Origin of the sequence: Eubacterium sp. AF22-8LB (assembly GCF_003458715.1) — a bacterium.
Taxonomy (GTDB): Bacteria; Bacillota_I; Bacilli_A; order Erysipelotrichales; family Erysipelotrichaceae; genus Holdemanella.
The window spans coordinates 1-19,835 of record NZ_QRVI01000032.1 but is presented as its reverse complement, the minus strand read 5'-3'; the positions used below and the strand labels follow the sequence as shown (position 1 = coordinate 19,835).

The window sequence follows — 19,835 nt, the reverse complement described above, 5'->3', positions numbered from 1 at the left end:
AAAGCCGTACATAAACGACATTTGGCTATTTTGGCTATGAGCAAGTGTTAAACTCCCGTGTGATGCAATTCCTTTTTTTACTTGATTGAAATTGAAAGCGTTTTTTATTAAAATATAGAATATAACGGAGGATAGAGTATGAATAAGAGATTAAAACCGGTTTTGGCTTTGATTCTAACTATGTTTATGTCTGTTTCTACATTGTCGAATACTTATACTGTTTCTGCAGAAGGGGAAGAAACAGTTACTACAGAGCAGACAACAACAGAAGATGTAAATGAACAAGAAGAAGTTGAAGATAATAATGTGAATGAAGAGGATTCTTCGAATGTTGAAGAAGTAACACCTGAAGAGGATACTTCAGAAGATGTTGCGAGTGAAGAACCAGTTGTAGAAGAAAAGCTTGGGGATGCTTCAATGATGGAGTATTTCTTAGTGGATAGTCCTGTTGTAGATAATTCTGTTACTGAGAATTTTGTTCTTTCTTTAAATAATACGGAGGGATATTCTGATTTTCGTATTACTGTTAAGAAGAGTGATGGTTCTACTTTTGATTTAGAGAGTAATGAACAGGTTGATAATTTAATTAAGTTTTCAAGAGTGTTTAGTGCTGAAGAAAAAGGTGAATACCTTGTTGCTTCGCTTCATTATTCTTTGAATGGTGAAAAGTATTATTTGAATTTCGGTGATTTGGGTATGAATGTTAAGTTTGGTGTGGATCAAGAATATACAGGATATGATGAGACATTACCAGATATGACAGAGGATATTTCGGAAGAGGAAGAAGAATTAAATAATTCCGTTATTCAAGTAACGGATGTAAACAAGGCTTCTGAAGAAGTGGCTGAGGGAATGATGGCTCAAGATTTTCCTGCGGCTATGGCTATGATTGATGAGGATATTGATACACAATCAAATGAGGGTATTACTTTATGTTTGGATCCTGGTCATGGTGGAGCTGAGAGTGGTACTTTGAATTATAATGGTACGGGTTTAGAGAAAGATTATAATCTTAAGATTGCGAAGTATTGTTATGATGAATTACAGAAATATAATTGTAAGGTTGTTATGACACGTTCAACAGATAAGTATATGGGTCTTGAGGAGCGTGCTGAATATGCAAAGCAGCAGGGTGCTCAATATTTGATTAGCTTCCATTTAAATGCTTCTGTTTCTCACCAGGCGTATGGGGCAGAGGTTTATTATCCAAATACAAACTGGCGTCCTGATATTTCTGCAAAGGGTAAGGTCATGGCGCAGGCGATTCAGAATCAATTGGTTTCACTTGGTTTACATGATCGTCGTATTAAGTTTAGAACGATTGACATTAATGAATATCCGAACCCACATCGTTATGATGATAATAGCATCGCGGATTATTATGGGGTAATTCGTAATGCGAAAACTAGAGGTATTACAGGTTTGATTATTGAGCATTGTTGTGTGGATAATGAGTCTGACTTTAATAAGTATTTAGGGTCTGAAGAGAAAATTAAACAATTAGGTGTTGCGGATGCGAATGGTATTGTGGCTGCTTTAGGATTGACAAAAGTGGTAGCTAATACAAATCCTTCCGTAACATATCAAACTCACGTTCAAGATTATGGTTGGCAAGAATGGAAGAATGATGGGGAAATGTCAGGTACTTCTGGGCAGTCCAAACGGCTTGAAGGTATCAATATTAAACTACAAAACCTATCTGGAAGTGTTGAGTATCAAACACATGTACAAGATATTGGATGGCAGGGTTGGAAATCCAATGGTGCTATGGCAGGTACTTCTGGACAATCAAAACGATTAGAAGCTATCAAAATCAAATTGTCAGGCGATGCAGCAAATAAGTATGATATTTATTATCGTGTTCATGCACAGGATTATGGCTGGCTAGGCTGGGCTAAAAATGGTGAGTCGGCTGGTAGTGAAGGATATAGTAAACGTCTAGAGGGCATTGAGATTAAATTAGTAAAAAAGGGAGGAGCAGCACCTGGCTCTACTTCTCGTCCATTTGTTTGTAAGACAATAACTTATCAAACGCATGTTCAAAACATTGGATGGCAAGCAGAAAAAGCAGATGGCGAAGTAAGTGGTACATCTGGACAGTCTCTTCGTTTGGAAGCTATTAAAATTAAACTTGGAAGTTCAATTGATGGTGGACTGACATATGCTACACACGTACAAGATATTGGTTGGCAATCATTTGTATCAAACGGACAGTTAAGTGGAACAGCTGGACAGTCAAAGCGTTTGGAAGCAATTAAAATCAACTTAACTGGAAATGCTGCAAATCAATATGACATTTATTATCGTGTACATGCGCAAAACTTTGGTTGGCTAGGCTGGGCTAAAAATGGTCAATCTGCAGGTACAGCAGGATATAGTTATCGTTTAGAGGCTATTCAAATTGTTTTAGTACCAAAAGGAGGAAATGCGCCTGGAAGTACAACAAATCATTACTACAACAAGGGTCATGCAGCAGATGATGAGAGTACCGTATTAACAAAGCCAAATACTTCAAAACCAAGTACGAATAATACTGCAAGTGATAAGACTCCTATTATGGGGGCAACACAAACCAGTGTAGCTCAGATGGTTCGTTACTATAATTCAAAGTCTAGTGGGTATGATACATTTACTGGAGAGAATAAGAAATACAATGGTTCTTTAGCTAAGGGTGGAGCAAGTACAATTGAGCAATTTGCACAAATCGTATATGAAGAGGCAAAAGCTGAGGGTGTGCGTGCTGAAGTTGTCTTTGCGCAATGTATGTTAGAAACAGGTTTCTTAAAGTATGGTGGAGATGTACTACCAAACCAATATAACTTTGCGGGCATTGGTGCTACAGGTGCTGTTCATGGTGCAAGCTTTGAAAATGTTAGAGTAGGTGTTCGTGCTCATGTACAACATTTAAAGGCCTATGCATCATTAGATGGTTTAACACAACAGTGTGTGGATCCAAGATTTAATTTAGTAGCTAGAGGATGTGCGCAATATGTTGAATGGTTAGGTATGAAGGAAAATCCAAAGGGTTATGGATGGGCTTCTGCCAAGAATTATGGTCCAAACATTGTAAATATGGTTATAAATTTATTGAGTAAATAGAGATTTGAGTTCAGATTTGATTCTGGACTCTTTTTTTGTTGACACATGTTTTTTGAACCCGTAAACTAAAATTAGTTAGATAAAACTAAGATAAGGAATAAGATTATGAAAAGGTTAGGGAAAAGATTAATTTCAACATTTTTGGCATTTGTTCTATTGATTAGTAATGCCACAATTATTCATGCTGAAGAAAATCAGTATACACATTCGGACGAAGCAAGTTCAGGTGGAGTTACATTAAAAGTAGAGTGGAATGATCCAGTATTAGGACAAGAAACTACGTTCCATGTATCTGCGACAGGTGGAAGTGGAAATTACAAATTTAGAATGGAAGCACCAAGCTATACAGATCCTGATGTATTATCGTATGAAAGCGTAGCAGATCCTAGTCGTGGAGAATGGTTGAACTATACAGAAGAATGTAGTTCTCATGATTATACATTTACTATGATGGCAAGTGGAACATATAATTTCCGCTTTTATGTAATGGATAAAGCGGCGAATATGAATTATTTGCGTACAAATACTTTTATTCAAGTATCAAGTCCAAATTATCCAAGTGTAAATTCGATTGTACAATCTGCCGTAGCACAATGTAATGCTGAAACGGATGGTTCGGATTATGCGAAGGCATTATGGTTACACGATTGGTTATTGAATAAATTGGATTATGACAAATCATTAAAATGGTCTAGTGCAGAAAGTGCATTAACAAGAGGATTAGGTACTTGTCAGTCGTATGAGAGCGCGTATTCTAAATTATTAACGGCTGCTGGAATTGAAAATGCAGAAACACGTGATACATATGATGGACATACTTGGAATGCATTTAAGATTAATGGAGAATGGTATCAAGTCGATTGTACGTGGGATGATTCGAATGATGATTGGTATAATTTTGATGAAAGAAGACTGTATTTTGGATTAACTGACGAGTTAATGTCACTAGCTCATCCAGGACATGCAAAAATTTATACTGCAGCAGGATATGCGACTCGTTCTACAAGCTTAGCAAATAACTACTTTGTAAAAAGTGGAGAAGCTGCAAAATGGGTTGCATCATATAAAGATAGAATTCAAGAAAACTTGAATGCAGGAAAGACACAATTTTCTATTACTGCAGACAATGCTGCATATCCAGAAAGTATTTATGGTATTCAAAACGGAATTATTGCCTATGTTATGAATACAACAGATTGGTATGTGAATGGTAAAAAGGTTGATCTAGTTGCAAAGACAAATGGTGCTCAATTTGATTTTACAGTTCCTTGTACTGAACATAAATGGGATGAGGGTAAAGTTACAACAGAACCAACATGTGAAAAAGAGGGAATTAAAACCTATACATGTAAAAATTGCCAAACAACTAAGACAGAATCAATTAAAGCTTTAGATCATGATTACTCAAAAGAGTGGACAATAGATCAAGAAGCAACTTGTCAACAAGAAGGAAGTAAATCTCATCATTGTACTCGTTGTGATTCAAAGAAGGATGTAACAGTTATTCCAAAGACAAGTCACACATACTCAAATGATTGGACAATTGATAAAGCAGCTACTTGTACAAATGAAGGAAGCAAATCCCACCATTGCACTCGTTGTGATTCTAAGACTGATGTTACAGTTATTCCAAAGACAAGTCATAATTGGGATCCAGGTGTAATTACCACAAAGGCTACTTGCACTAAGGATGGAGTTAAGACTTATACTTGTAAGGATTGTCAAACAACTAAGACAGAAGTAATCAAAGCTTTAGGTCATGATTACTCTTCTAGTTGGACTGTTGATAAAGCAGCTACTTGTACGAATGAAGGAAGTAAATCACATCATTGTACTCGTTGTGATTCTAAAACTGATGTAACTGTTATTCCAAAGACAAGTCATAATTGGGATTCAGGTGTAGTTACTACAAAGGCTACATGTACTAAGGATGGAGTTAAAACTTATACTTGTAAGAATTGTAAAACAACTAAAAAAGAAGCAATCAAAGCTTTAGGTCATGATTATTCTTCTAGTTGGACTATTGATAAAGCAGCTACTTGTACGAATGAAGGAAGTAAATCACATCATTGTACTCGTTGTGATTCTAAGAAGGATGTAACTGTTATTCCAAAGACAGGTCATAACTGGGATTCAGGTGTAGTTACTACAAAAGCTACTTGTACCAAGGATGGAGTTAAAACTTATACTTGTAAGAATTGTAAAACAACTAAAACAGAATCGATTAAGGCATTAGGTCATGATTATTCTTCTAGTTGGACAGTTGATAAAGCAGCTACTTGTACTAATGAAGGAAGCAAGTCACATCATTGTACTCGTTGTGATTCTAAGAAGGATGTAACTGTTATTCCGAAGATTAGTCATAGATGGGATAAAGGTACTATTGTAAAGAATCCTACATATAGTGAAACAGGTGTTAAGCGTTATACTTGTACTAAATGTGGAACTACAAAGGATGAAAGTATTGCCAAACTTGTAGATGATAGGGCTTCTATCTTATATAAGACTCATGTGCAGGATATTGGATGGCAGGATTTTGTACAGGATGGTAAGATGAGTGGTACTTCTGGTAGATCAAAACGTTTAGAAGGAATACAAATTAAATTATCTTCAAAGTTAAAGGGTAATGTGGAATATCAAACGCATGTACAAGATATTGGATGGCAAGGTTGGAAATCCAATGGTACCATGTCTGGTACTTCAGGACAATCAAAAAGATTAGAGGCTATTCGTATTAAATTAAGTGATGAAATTGCCAACAAGTATGATGTTTATTATCGTGTACATTGTCAAGATTTTGGTTGGCTTGGCTGGGCCAAGAATGGAGAAGCTTCTGGTAGTGAAGGTTTTTCTAAGCGTTTAGAGGGTATCGAGATTCGTTTGGTAAAAAAAGGTGATAAAGCACCTGGTACTACAAATAATGCATTTATTCGTAAGAGTATTTCTTATAGAACACATGTTCAGGATTATGGTTGGCAAGGCTATGTATATGATGGTGAACAGAGTGGTACGTCAGGACAGTCTAAGCGTTTGGAAGGTATTAATATTAAACTATCTCCTTCATTGGACGGAAATGTTGTTTATAGAACGCATGTACAAGATTATGGCTGGCAAGATTGGAAATCAAATGATGCGATGTCTGGAACTTCAGGACAATCAAAACGATTAGAAGCAATACAGATTAAGTTAACTGGACAGGTTGCTAATGAATATGATGTTTATTATAGAGTGCATTGTCAGAATTTTGGTTGGCTAGGCTGGGCCAAAAATGGAGAAAGTTCTGGTAGTGAAGGCTATAGTAGGCGTTTAGAGGCAATTCAGATTTGTTTAGTTCCAAAAGGACAAAAGGCTCCTGGTGATACGAACAATCGGTTTTATAGGAGATAAAAATAGTAAAAAAACTATTAAATTTTAAATATAAATATGAATATGGATATACCAGTGGTTCCGCGGTTTTTTGATTATTTGCTATGATTTTGAATATATGGTACCTGACTTTAGAAGTTAAACAGTAAAAAAGGGTGTTAACTTTTTAAATATTTAAAAGGTACCCTTGGGGGAAACACAATGAGATTGTTGTGATAGTCTGGACTCTTTTATGATTTTTATAAGTAAGGGGGAATTTTTGTGTTAGAAGAAATTAAGGTGGTTGTATATCAAAATGATTATGTTGAAGATCATGTAGAGCATACATTGGTTTATGAGGGTATGGTTGAAATTAATGAAACGGCTACGGCAAGAGATGTATTTAATAATTTAAATATGGATGTACCTTTAATGGTTCATCTGTGCTTAAAAAGTCAAGATTGGAATTATACAGATTATCATCCTGTTATAGGTATGCCTTTCTATTTTGATGAGGGTGTTTTAAAGACTAGTTTTGATCCTATGGATGCCAAAATATGTGAGTTAAAGAATTATGGATTTGAGTTTGATCATTTAGAATTTTTAGTTAAAAATATTGGTGGTATAGGTGGAGCGAATCCGTTTGATTTTGTATACAACTTTTATGTTACAGTAAATGAGTTTGTGAAGGAGAATCCATTGGCATTTGAATTTTTTAGCTCATTGATTGTTCTATTATTCCCTAAAGTAAAAAAAGGTATACGTGATATATTAAATACATTAGAGAATAACCTACATTATTATAATTTGTTTATGCAGGGTTTAACATTTAAGAATGAATACACCATGGATTCATTTACTAAAGCGTTACAGTTAGAAGATATAAGAGAAGTAAATACGGAGAAGACTTATTTTAAGATGGTGAATGCTTTTCTTATTGTGTATGGTTATAAATATGATTATCAAAATGATAAATGGGTAAAGTAAATAGGATGTATTTCTATAACTTTGCCTATTTTTTTATTCTAAAATCCTGTCTTTGACAGCCAGAAAAGAAATAAAGTGGTCCAAAACCCTAGTATAAAGGCTTTGAGCCACTTTTTTGCGTTGTTGCGGATTATAGTATTTTTTTCTTATCTTTTGTTTGATGTATGATGTTTCTCATTTTCTGCTTTTTTGTTATTTGGTAATCTGTTCTGAATCCAAACAATTTATGAAGATCATCTGTAATATCTGTTCTTGTATAGGATGGGATGTATCCATATCCTTCTAATAATGTAAGATTCATCTTTTTCATGGTGCCCACAATTTGGTCTGCTGTATATTTATATTCTAGTTTGTTTTCTAGAATTCGGAAGAATAATAAGGCCATGAAACAAATAAGGAAATGAGCTTTGATCCTATCATCGTCTCTTAAATAAACGGGTCTGGCATCGAAATCTGATTTTAGAATTCTAAAACATTCTTCAATCTGCCATCTTCTTTTGTTGATGGCTATTATATCTTGAACATCATCATCAAGATTTGTAACGACGGCATAGAATCCATCATACATTGCTTCTTTTTCAATAACTTCTTGGTCGATTTGCCAGATTTCATCTTCAGCTAATTCACCATTGTCCGTGAAGGACTGTTTTTTAAGAAATCTAGCAGGATCGTTAGGATTTTTACGATTCTTTTTTGGCTTGCCGCTATCTGTAATCATTTTTTGAGCTCTTTGTATTTGATTCTGACGTATAGATGCTTGATATTTTCTGTATTTAGGCGAATAAGTCACAATTAAAGTTTCAGAAAGCTCGTTACTGTCATATGGAACTTCTTTGTAGTAGATAGTATTAAAAACTTCTGGATCTTCTTCGTCTAGGTCATTCAAATCAATGAATTTGTTGGAACCAATCTTTCTATATTGTGATGTAGATAAAGCTGTTTCTCGAACATCTTTTTTTAGCTTTTTAAGAGATTGTGTAATCACGTAAGCTCTTCCGCCTGTTGTATTCAAAAGACGGTTTTTCTTAGAACCAAGTCCACTATCAGAACAATAAACGAATTGAGAACATTGAAAATCATTGATGACTTTATGTTCATGGTCTTTTAATGTCAGCTGTTCATTTTGGTTCCCAGGAAACAGATCAAATGATAAAGGGAATCCGTCGGCATCCATAAACAATCCCATACCAACTATTGGATTTGGTTTGTTTTCTTTGTTTTTACCGTACTTGGCATCTCCACGTTCCTGTTCGATTTCGAAATAATAATTTGTACAATCATAATAAAGAACGCGTGTATTTCTTTTATGGATGTAGTTTGTATTTCTGTAAAGCTCTGCCTGAATATAGTCACTCTCTTCAGCTAGAACAGTTAATGCTCTGTAGATATCGTGTAAATGATAAGTAGGTTGTTCAAGAAGCGAATGACAATACTTAAATGAACTTAACTTACTCGTTGGGTTAAAAAAACGAGCATATATCAGATTGGCAAGAATTGCGTTCAAATCGTATTCGTAATCATGTCTGTTTTTGATGTTTCTGCAGATATTATCCAAATGTAGAGAATAATAAATGCTTTGTAGAAAAAGATAGCCACAATTAAAAGTGTTCAGCTGATCCTTCTTGATTGGAATATTTGGATTAAGAGCGATAGAAACTGATTCATTTTCCTTTTTATATTTTTCAGTTTCTATACGAGCCTGTTCTCTTGCCCAGGCCATAACACCATCTCTGTCTGTATTCAGTTTTTTAGAAAGTTCAGAAAGTTTACCGAGCTTCTTGTAGATTCTTGAGGTGCTTTTTCCTTTTTCGTTGATGAAAGCATAATTGATATAAAAAGATTCATCTGTTTTAGATTTAGTAGTTGTAACACGCATAAATATCACCTAATACAATTATATCACAGAATACGAGATAATACGATATACAAAAGCAAATGATTTGACAAAAAAAGTAAAAGAAAAGCGCTTGTTTAGGCGCTATGTTTAAGATCAGTTGTGAAAAGGGGTGTCAAACTCCCGCGTATATTTGGATTTTTAAAACTATTGAAAAAGAAGAAAAGATTATATAATATATGTGGAGCAAGTGAAAATGTGTAAAAAAGCTATCTTTATATTATAGAGGAGAATGTAGAGTAAATATGAGATTTTCAAAAAATGATTTTGAAAAAGTAGATTTGCAGATTAAAAAAATAACAGAACAGACTGTTGAGCAAATAGAAATAGATTCAGAATTACCTCCAACAATAGAACAATTGGAAGATAATAATAGAACCTACTCCATCATGGCAGCCATACTATTTATTGATATTCGTAAGTCAACATACTTAACAGAAAATAGCCAAGCAAAAAGTATGGTTAAAATATATCGCTCATTTATGAGAATGGCAGTTGATTGTGTTAGAAAAAATGGAGGAGTTACAAGACAATTTCTGGGTGACAGAATTATGGGCGTATTTATTGACTCTGCTGATAAAAACGGGAATATTGTGGACAGTGCAGCAGATAAAGCAATTAATGCGGCAAGAAGTTTACAGACTGTGATTGATTATAGCTTGAATAAATATTTGAAAACTAATGTTAATGGGAAAATTATTGAATGTGGTATTGGAATTGATTATGGAAAGGTTCTTGTAACTCAGGTTGGTATGTATGGTCTGGAAAGTGATGAAAATAGAGAGAACGAAGTGGATTGTGTATGGGTTGGTAATACAACAAATTACGCAAGCAAATATTCAGATATAGCATCTGGCGGAGAAATATTTATTTCAGATAATGTTTTCAAGCAAATGTCAGATGAGTATAGGGAAGTTTTTGTAAAATCAGCAAAATATAAAGGAACAAAGTTATTCCAAGGCTATGTGACAAAGGATTACTATTTGGAGTTTTCAGAGGATTTAGGAAAACCAACCAAAATAGATGAAAATACAACAGTAGAGTCGGATACATTTGCGGGATTGGCAGATGGCATTAGAGAAATCGATAGATTAAAAAATAGTCTGGTTCAACGAGAACGGGAATTAGCTATTTTAGAAGAAAGATTGAAGAAAGAAAATGATGAATTAAAGAGAAGGTTTTCGAATGAAAATAACGAAAAAATAAAGGCGATAAATGAAAGGGGAAAAGCGAAAGAACAGCTACAAACAGAAATTGAGACTACATATTCTTTTGTCAAAAAAATAATAAATGGGTCATTTTGTAGAGAACTTGAATATATCGATAATATTGGTATTAATAGATGGTTAGATATAGACGAATTTTATCATGAATTAGGAAAGAAGCAAGGATATAATGAAGATATAATAAATAATAGTGTTTTTGAGTTTATTGAGATATATGCTTACTTTGGGTTATATCGTGTGTCATATAGATATATGGTTAGTATGGCAAAGGAAAATAATATATGGGTATATATAAATGAATCGACTTTTAAATGGGCTTGTGAACAGAATATAGGTTGGCAAGTTATTGATGCAATGGAGAAAAGCCTTAAAAATAATAAAATACGATATGAACATATAAAAGATTATGAAGAAAAAATCAGTAAATTGAAGAAAATAAGGGGATTTTAAATTATGGCACAGAATGACAATCAACAGCAAAAAAATAGAGCGTTTAAAAAAGAAGATGCTTATGAAACACTGGGTATCATAAATACATGGATAGGAAATATGGATACTAAGGTTTCATTTGCATTAGCATTAACAGGTGTTTTAATAGGTGTTATATTTGAAAAGGGCATGCCCAGTGCATTTGAAAGAATAACAGAGGTATCACAACTAGCAGAATTATCTGGAGTAAAAATTATTGCAGCCATTCTAGTTGCACTGCTATATTTATCAAGCTTTATTTCTATTTTATGCTTTATGTTATCTATTATTGCAAGAGTGAAAAATCTTAATAATGCACCATCTATTTTTTTCTTTGGCTCTATTGGAAATATGACATTGGAGAATTATAAGAGTGCCATAAACGATATGGACGAAAAAGAAATGATAGATGATTTAGAAGAACAGATACATACAAATTCGAAAATATGTAGTCTAAAAGCAAAATGGTATAACAAGGGAATAAAGTTTTTATTAGCAACAGTTATTCTGTGGTTTGTGTGTATGATATTTCAGTTAATATAGAAGGAGGAAAATTATGGAATCAAATCATATAATGTCTTATGACGTAGATAAAAGTTCGAAAAGAATGGATGAAATTTTAGATGTAAGTGACAATGATTACTGTGATAAAGACAGCATTCCTGCCAGAAGTGATTTGACATTTAAAAATGGATATTATGTAAATGTTACTGCCATTTTTATTGATATTGTAGGGTCATCTGATATGACAGACGAGCATAAAAGACCAACATTGGCAAAAATGTATAGAGCATTTTTATCAGAGTGTGTTGCTATTATGAATGCAGAAACTGATTGTAAAGAAATAAATATTAATGGAGATTGTGTATGGGGAGTTTTTGATACCCCTAATAATTCTGATGTTGACAATGTTATTTCGGTGGCAGCTAGACTAAATAGTATGATTAAAATACTCAATTATAAATTAAGGAAGAAGAAATATTCGCAAATTTCGGTTGGGATAGGTATCGATTATGGCAGAGCATTGATGGTTAAAGCTGGATATTCAGGTAGCGGAATTAACGATGTTATTTGGATGGGAGACGTTGTAAATTCAGCGTGCCATTTATGCAATAAGGCAGGTAGAGATTATAGAAAAGTAATTGTAATTTCAGACATTGTTTATAATAAGTTAAATGAGCATCATCAAAGTTTGTTTTCAAACTATTCCGATGGATGGGTGACTAGGTATGAAGGAAATATTATAAATACCAATATGAATGATTGGTATGATAAGAATTGTAAATAGATGTTGATTTGATACAGTTAAAAAATGTAAGCGTAAGCTGATTTTGTAGCAGTTCTTAAAGCCAGTCCAGGCTACAATCGCAAATAGGTAGGAGTTCTCTTTCCTTTGAATTGCCGTTTAGTTTCGAGTAGGCAGCAGCCTATCAAAAGGTTAACGGACAGTATATAAGGAAAATCAGTGGAGAGATACTGCTATAGGGGCATTCAGCGACTTTGATTAACAGTTAAATACGATAAGTGTATCATAAGAAAGGCGCAATAAATTTGGATGGGGTTAGGTGAATTTGCTCTCCAAGAATTTAAGGGGCGGCATATATCCCAAAACAGTTTGGTAATCCGCAATTAGATATGGGCGACTAAAAGTTGGCTTCAAGAATCGTAGGGTTGAAAACCCTATGAGTGTTTAAAGGATTATTAACTAGGGAGCAGAGATGTTTGAATCAATGTATTCAGTTAACTTGACATATAATTCTTCGAATCTTATGTCAATGTATCCTCGTAGCTCTTCAATTTCAAATTTCATTTCATTGTTTTGAAGATTTCTGAAGTATTCAATCAATTCAATAACGTCTTGTACATCCATGATCATTTCTCCCTTGGTTCCAGGCTAAATGTAGCGTTTGGATCGAGTACATGCATTACACGATTGCGGAAGCGAGACCAGTTGGTGTAGCCATTGGCGTTGTTCTTGATACACTTGATAATCTTGTTTCGATTCTCAATGATCGCATTATTCACTTTTTTATTGCAGACCACCACCTGGCCTTTGTCTGCCTCAATTTTATATTCAGAACTACAAAATAGGTGGTATTATAGGAAGAGTGGGAGGTTGAGTATCAAGATATTGTGAAAGTGGTAGTGGTGATAGTCTAGAAAAAAGCGTAGGAGTGAAGATGTTTTGGGATATTTCATTGCGTGTTTTTGATTATAAAATGTAAAAAAACGTAAGAAGAGTTTTCAGGGTTTACGTGTTGGATAGTAAAAATGAATTTTATAGTTTATTATCTTGCTGAAATTAAAATTATTTATATAAAAATGGAGAAAAAATGAAATATAGAATTAGTGCTGTTGACAAGGATGCAACTCTTAAAACAGTTGTGGATGAAATATCAGAAAAAGATTATAAGACTATTATGTCTAATATAAGAAGACTTCAAGTATCTATGTTGAGTAAAGATTATTATGTTATAGTTAGAGATAATATAAAAGAGTTACTTGCGTTTCTTCCTACAATAGAGATGATGAATAAATATTCCATTGATACAATTAACCGATATACATACAATGTATTAGGAACATTTTATGCATGGATTGAATATTATGAAAGTCATTATAAAAAAATTTTTGAACCTTTCAAAAAAAAGTATTATGATGAAAATTTTGAATATCGAATGATGTATAATCTTCGTATTTACATGACTCATTGCGAAATGGCAATTACACAAATAGAGTTTTGGCCTGGGAAATCGGAAATATATATATATATTGAACCGGAAATTTTATTACAAAATTCTAGTAGATTACAAAAAAATATTATTAAGGATTTGCAGCAAATGTATGATGATAATAAAAAAATTGATTTATATGATTTGATGGTAAGATTTGAAAAAATTTTTACATCTATGCATAAAGAACTTTTAAAAGCATTGGAACCGGAACTGAAAAAAGTATTAAATGACTTAAATCCATATCTTCAATTTACATCTGAAGGAAAAATAAAATCATGCTATATATACGAAAAAGAAACAGATAAATGTGTGTATTCATTAACAACATTTATAGAAACATTTATAAATAAAATGTGTAATCCGTATTAATCATGCATGGCCGATTGTTTTATCACTAGGCATTTTTTTCATGTACATTTATATTGCACAACGATCCTCTTAAAAAGGATTAGCTATTAAATTTTTAGAAGAAGGGTATAAATATTAAACTATTTCCTTCATTGAATGGAAATGTTGTTTATGGAACGCATGTACAAGATTGTGGCTGGCAAGATTGGAAATCAAATGATGCGATGTCTGGAACTTCAGGACAATCAAAACGATTAGAAGCAATACAGATCAAGTTAACTGGACAGGTTGCCAATGAATATGATGTTTATTATAGAGTGCATTGTCAGAATTTTGGTTGGCTAGGTTGGGCCAAAAATGGAGAAAGTTCTGGAAGTGAAGGTCATAGTAGACGTTTAGAGGCAATTCAGATTTGTTTAGTTCCAAAAGGACAAAAGGCTCCTGGAAATACAAATAATGCTTTCTATAAAAAGTAATATGATTATGAAAGTAAGGCAAATCCAAGTGATTTTGCCTTATTTTTTATTCTATGTTATTATACTTAACGTAAATTTTAGTTTAAATTAAATGGCATGATTATGAATAAAGTAGATTCATATAATTGATAGCTTAATATAGGTATATTTAAAAAATGAGGTAGTCTATGGGATATTTAGACATATATAAGGATTGGATAGAAAATGATTGCTTTGATAAATCGATTCGAGATGAATTAAAACAGATTGCTTCTGAAAAGGAAATAGAGGATCGTTTTTACAAAGAATTAGAATTTGGTACTGGTGGTTTACGTGGTATTATGGGTGCTGGTACAAATCGTTTAAATAAATATACAATTGGTAAGGTGACACTAGGATTAGGGAATTACTTAATAGATTCATATGGTATGGATGTCTGTGAGTCTCGAGGAGTTGTGATTGGCTTTGATACAAGAAATAATAGTAAATCATATGCTCAGGTTACGGCTGATGTTTTGTCTGGTTTAGGTATTCGGGTATACCTGATGAAGAATGCTAGACCTACGCCTCAGTTAAGTTTTTCTGTACCTTATTATAATGCGTTGGCTGGTGTTGTGATTACTGCAAGTCATAATCCAAAGGAGTACAATGGATATAAGGTGTATGATGAATATGGAGGTCAGTTAGTTCCTAGCCAAGCAGATCAGGTAATACGTTTTGTGAAGAATGTTAAGGATTATCGTTTGATTAATTTTGCAGGAAACGATTCTTTGATTTCTATAATTGATAATACAGATGCTTTTGTTGAAGAAGTCTTTAAACAGCAGCGTATTGAAGATAGAGAAGCTAAATCGAATTTAAATATCGTTTATACACCATTGCATGGATCTGGAAGAGTTCCTGTTTCAAAAATATTAGAAATGGATGGTTTTACTTGTGTTTCATTGGTGGATGAACAGGCAAATGATGATGGAAATTTTTCAACCGTAAAATCACCAAATCCTGAAGATAAGGATGCTTTAATTCTAGGCATAGAACTAGCTAAGGAATTAAATGCAGATATTGTATTAGGGACGGATCCGGATTGTGATCGTGTTGGTGTTGCGGTTAAGAATTCAAGTGATGAATATCAATTGTTAACTGGTAATCAAATAGGCGCTTTATTAATGGATTTTATTATTCGGCATACAGATTTAGATGAGCTTGAAAAACCTGCGATTATTAAAACAATAGTGACTTCAGAATTGGGAGCAAAAATTGCAGAAAAGAATGATGTTGAAGTGTTCTCAACATTAACAGGTTTTAAATATATTGGTGAAAAAATAACGCAGTTTGAAAGAGCAAAGGATAATGATGATTTAACCCGTAATTATGACTATCTATTTGGATATGAAGAATCATATGGATATCTTTGTGGAACGCATGCAAGGGACAAAGATGCGGTTGTTTCTAGTATGTTAATTTGTGAAATGGCTGCAGAGACTAAAAGTCAAAATAAGACATTGATTGATAAGTTGAATGATATTTATGAAGAATATGGATATTATAAAGATTTATTAGAAAGTTTTACATTAAAAGGTAAAGATGGTGGTGAAAAAATAAATGGCATGATGACGAAATTGAGAGAACAATGTCCATTTAGTGATGTAGAGAGAATTTTAGATTTTTCAAAAGTAACATTTGAAGAACATGGTTTTGGAACGTATCCAATTTCGAATGTTTTAAAATACGAGTTAAAAGATGGATCATGGGTTGCTGTAAGGCCTTCGGGAACAGAGCCTAAGATCAAGATTTATTATAGTATTCGTGGGAATAATAAAAACGAGGCGAATATTCGTCTTGAAGTGATTCAAAGTACAATTAAGACACACATGGGTCTATAGGAAGGACAAAGATATGCATATTATTTTACTTTCAGGTGGTAGTGGAAAACGTTTATGGCCACTTTCTAATGATGTTCGTAGTAAACAGTTTATTAAATTATTTAAGGATGAAAAGGGCAAATATGAATCTATGGTACAAAGAGTGTATCGTCAGATTCATGATGTGAATTCAGAAATGGATGTAACGATTGCGACTAGTAAAACACAAGTGAGTGCAATTCGTAATCAATTGGGGAACAAGGTATCTATTTGTTTAGAACCATGTCGCAGAGATACTTTCCCTGCGATTGCTTTGGCAGCTGCTTATTTAAAAGATGTACAAGGGCTACATGACGAGGATTGTGTTGCGGTTTGTCCAGTGGATCCTTATGTGGATAATACATATTATGAGACTGTACAGAAATTAGAGAAAATTGTAAATGAAGGACAATCAAATTTAGTTTTGATGGGAATAGAGCCAACTGTTCCTAGTGAAAAATATGGATATATTATACCTACAAATAAAAGTGAGATTAGTAGTGTATCTAAATTTACTGAAAAACCAGATACAGAGACGGCAAAGAAATATATTGAACAAGGTGCATTGTGGAATGCTGGTGTATTTGCGTTTAAATTGGGATATTTGTTAAATAAAGCACATGAATTAATTGACTTTGCAGATTATACTGATTTATTTAAAAAGTATGATACATTAACAAAAATTAGTTTTGATTATGCGGTTGTAGAAAAAGAGCAAAACATTCAAGTACTTAGATATGCTGGGGAATGGAAGGATGTTGGTACTTGGAATATGATGTCTGAGGTTATGGCTGATAAAACAAAGGGCGATGTAATCTTAGATGAAACGTGTGTAGATACAAATGTTGTAAATGAATTAAACATTCCAATTTTATGCATGGGTTGTGAAGATATGGTTGTAGCTGCTAGTGAAGATGGTATTTTAGTTTCAACCAAAGAAAGAAGTGGCTACATGAAGCCATATGTAGAAAAAATTGATAATCCTAGTATGTATGCAGAAAAATCATGGGGAACATTTACTGTGATTGATAATGAAAAGAATTCAAAAACAATCAAGATTGAAATGAAGCCAAACACAGAAATGAGTTATCATTCTCACTCTGTTAGATCTGAAATATGGAATATTATTTCTGGTACCGGTAAAGTTTGTATTAATGGGGAGTACAAGGCTGTTAAAGCTGGAGATGTTATTCAAATTCCAGTTAACACTAGACATAGTATTAAGGCATACGAGAAAATGGAAATTATTGAAATTCAATTGGGTGAAGCTATTAAAGTGGATGATAAATCAAAATATACTAATCAATAGTTATATTACAAATAATTGCTAAAAAAGACTTGTCTTTATTAGCAATCTTTTTATACTTATTGGTTATTAAATGGTAATACTTTCTTTTCTTTGATATAGTGGAATTAGAGATTCGCCTATAGAAAGGAAAAGAGGGTATGAAAAGATTAATAGGTGTTTTATTTGCTTTAATTGTTGCGTGTATACCTATGCGTATACACGCACAGGATGTTTCATTGTCTTTTGAATATACGGGTCAAAAAATAGAGGTTGAAGATGCGACGATGTATTATTCAACGGATTTTGAATTGTTGGATGAGGTTCCAAGTGATTGTGGTATTTATATTGCGGTTACTTCGAGTGGTCCAAAGTATTATGAGATTAAACCGAAGGATGTTGAAGTGAAAGTATCTTATAATAAGGATTGGAGATTTGGTGATCCAGAGATAGAGAAGTATGTTTGTGAGGGCAAAGAAGATTTAAACTTTAAACTTATGATTAATACGAATGATGAGTTTGAAGCTGAGAATGATTATAATGGAAACTATCACTTTGTATTTAGTCCATCTAAAACTACGGATGTAAAGGTAGAAAAGACTCGTGTTGAACATCCAGATGTTGAATCTATTTATAATGAAGAAGGCACATATATTTATAGTACGATTCATGGCCTGAAACCGATTAAACTTATGGATGCAGGAGAATACACTGTATCATTTGATTTGAATGAAACATATTATGAGTCAGTACCATTTAAGGTACCAATTCTTCCTAGAACAGTTCAATTGAAGCTAGTTAAACAAACGAAGTTTGTTGGTGAAAATGATCCAGCGTTTGAAAATGATGATTATATTCTAACAAGAGAGCCTGGTGAAGAGACAGGGGATTATAAGATTACTGTAAAGAGTAAGTCAAAGAATTATAAGTATGAACTATTAAATGGTGATGTGTTCACAATTCTTGATAGAAGAGAGAATGAAACGCTTAAGAAGCCATATATTAAAGAGGAGCCTAAGGAAGAGAAGAAGGAAGAGCTTAAGAAGCCTGAAGGACCTAACAAAGAAAAAACTAAGAACAATATTCATACTGGTGTATCAGTGAATACAGGTGTTAACTTTGCCTTGTTATCTTTGAGTGTTGTAGGGATTGGATATGTTGTATTGAAGAATAAGAGACAGTAAATATTGTTGTTCAGAACCTCCTTGTGTAATACGAGGGGGTTCTACTATATTTATGAAATCGTTTACATTAACTTGGTTATAAAACTATGATTATCTTTTGCTAATGTGTGCTTTATATAAAGGACAATTAACGTTTTGAATAAGGATTGAATATTTGTTTTATATAAGGTAAATATTATACCTTCTATAACATTTAATAATGATTTTAGGGGGTGGGTGACATTGACATATATGTTGAAAAAGTATAGAATATATGTACGATAGTTATATCGTGAACTTTTTTGGTATAAATAAGTTAATAGGAATTAAAAATGATACATCTAGAGGATATTAAAAATAGCTGGATTGCCGCATTTTTGATTGAATCGTTCATCTTCCAACTTGTTATGGGTGAGGGAAAGTGTATCTAAAATTTTTATTTATTGCTTATTTGGAGTTTTTAAGTCTGAATAAGCTTTTTTAATGTCTTGGGAGTAGGGGTTATGTATGTATAGAAAGAATAGTAAGGGTTGGTTAAAGCATATCGACTTTATATTGTTGGATATGGTTTGCTTGCAGCTAGCATATTTATTGGCATATTTCATTAAAAATGGAAATGTTCATATGTACATTGATTTCTTATATAGAAACATGGCTATTATTATAGAATTAGCTGATTTAATGGTGTTGCTGGTTTTCGGTACATTAAAGAATGTATTGAAAAGAGGTCATTATCTTGAGTTTGTTAAAACTGTAAGGCATGTATTTATTGTTGGATTATTAGCAACTCTATATTTATTTACGGTTCAAAAGGGAATTTTATTCTCTAGATTCGTATTATTCCTTACTTTAATTGTTTACCTAATAGTATGATGTTAGCATATAAATAGGACTAGTCAAAAAGAGAAAATTTACACCAGTGGTACAAT

General features: G+C 33.0%; 15 protein-coding genes. 12 read left to right on the top strand and 3 right to left on the bottom strand.

All coding sequences use genetic code 11. The annotated features are described in order from the left end of the window. Positions 1-138 precede the first annotated feature (138 nt). From DWY01_RS10215 to DWY01_RS10205, 3 genes are all read left to right on the top strand, one after another. Positions 139-3,099 carry an N-acetylmuramoyl-L-alanine amidase gene (locus DWY01_RS10215; protein WP_117996021.1) on the top strand — a complete coding sequence of 987 codons (2,961 nt, stop codon included), beginning with the start codon at positions 139-141 and terminating at the stop codon, positions 3,097-3,099. A 105-nt stretch (positions 3,100-3,204) separates the two neighbouring features. Then, complete coding sequence (locus DWY01_RS10210; protein WP_117996020.1) at positions 3,205-6,486, top strand: transglutaminase domain-containing protein; 3,282 nt, start codon at positions 3,205-3,207, stop codon at positions 6,484-6,486. Positions 6,487-6,726: 240 nt separating this feature from the next. Next, positions 6,727-7,431 (top strand): hypothetical protein, encoded by a 705-nt coding sequence (locus DWY01_RS10205; protein WP_117996019.1) that lies wholly within the window; start codon positions 6,727-6,729, stop codon positions 7,429-7,431. Positions 7,432-7,561: 130 nt separating this feature from the next. Here DWY01_RS10205 and DWY01_RS10200 read toward each other — a convergent pair whose 3' ends face one another. After that, positions 7,562-9,307, bottom strand: a complete 1,746-nt coding sequence (locus tag DWY01_RS10200) for an IS1634 family transposase (RefSeq protein WP_117996018.1) — start codon at positions 9,305-9,307, stop codon at positions 7,562-7,564. Between the two features lie 263 nt (positions 9,308-9,570). On the opposite strand from DWY01_RS10200, the gene DWY01_RS10195 reads away from it, so the two are divergent. From DWY01_RS10195 to DWY01_RS10185, 3 genes are read left to right on the top strand one after another with little or no spacing between them, the layout of a single operon-like run. Then, complete coding sequence (locus DWY01_RS10195; RefSeq protein WP_117996017.1) at positions 9,571-11,001, top strand: adenylate/guanylate cyclase domain-containing protein; 1,431 nt, start codon at positions 9,571-9,573, stop codon at positions 10,999-11,001. 3 nt (positions 11,002-11,004) lie between these two features. Next, positions 11,005-11,562: a Pycsar system effector family protein gene (locus DWY01_RS10190; RefSeq protein WP_117996016.1), complete on the top strand. Its 558-nt coding sequence runs from the start codon at positions 11,005-11,007 to the stop codon at positions 11,560-11,562. A 13-nt stretch (positions 11,563-11,575) separates the two neighbouring features. Next, on the top strand, positions 11,576-12,307 hold the full coding sequence (locus DWY01_RS10185; RefSeq protein ID WP_117996015.1) for an adenylate/guanylate cyclase domain-containing protein: 732 nt from the start codon (positions 11,576-11,578) through the stop codon (positions 12,305-12,307). Between the two features lie 417 nt (positions 12,308-12,724). Here the strand turns inward: DWY01_RS10185 and DWY01_RS11700 are convergent, their stop codons facing one another. Next, positions 12,725-12,889, bottom strand: coding sequence for a hypothetical protein (locus DWY01_RS11700; protein ID WP_199519953.1), 165 nt, complete (start codon positions 12,887-12,889; stop codon positions 12,725-12,727). Between the two features lie 2 nt (positions 12,890-12,891). Next, a complete protein-coding gene (locus DWY01_RS12035) occupies positions 12,892-13,062 on the bottom strand; it encodes a transposase (protein ID WP_371412830.1) in 171 nt (56 codons plus the stop codon). A gap of 290 nt (positions 13,063-13,352) precedes the next feature. Here DWY01_RS12035 and DWY01_RS10175 point away from each other — a divergent pair, with 290 nt between their 5' ends. From DWY01_RS10175 to DWY01_RS10150, 6 genes are all read left to right on the top strand, one after another. Beyond that, entirely contained in the window at positions 13,353-14,123 is a 771-nt protein-coding gene (locus DWY01_RS10175; RefSeq protein WP_117996014.1) for a hypothetical protein, read from the top strand. Between the two features lie 131 nt (positions 14,124-14,254). Then, a complete protein-coding gene (locus DWY01_RS10170; RefSeq protein ID WP_243002001.1) occupies positions 14,255-14,578 on the top strand; it encodes a hypothetical protein in 324 nt (107 codons plus the stop codon). 167 nt (positions 14,579-14,745) lie between these two features. Beyond that, positions 14,746-16,440: a phospho-sugar mutase gene (locus tag DWY01_RS10165; RefSeq protein ID WP_117996013.1), complete on the top strand. Its 1,695-nt coding sequence runs from the start codon at positions 14,746-14,748 to the stop codon at positions 16,438-16,440. A gap of 13 nt (positions 16,441-16,453) precedes the next feature. Beyond that, the gene (locus tag DWY01_RS10160) at positions 16,454-17,767 is read left to right on the top strand and encodes a sugar phosphate nucleotidyltransferase (RefSeq protein ID WP_117996012.1); all 1,314 of its coding nucleotides are present in this window, start codon (positions 16,454-16,456) and stop codon (positions 17,765-17,767) included. Positions 17,768-17,904: 137 nt separating this feature from the next. After that, positions 17,905-18,927, top strand: a complete 1,023-nt coding sequence (locus DWY01_RS10155; RefSeq protein WP_117996011.1) for a hypothetical protein — start codon at positions 17,905-17,907, stop codon at positions 18,925-18,927. Between the two features lie 486 nt (positions 18,928-19,413). After that, positions 19,414-19,779 carry a hypothetical protein gene (locus tag DWY01_RS10150; RefSeq protein ID WP_199519951.1) on the top strand — a complete coding sequence of 122 codons (366 nt, stop codon included), beginning with the start codon at positions 19,414-19,416 and terminating at the stop codon, positions 19,777-19,779. Positions 19,780-19,835 lie beyond the last annotated feature (56 nt).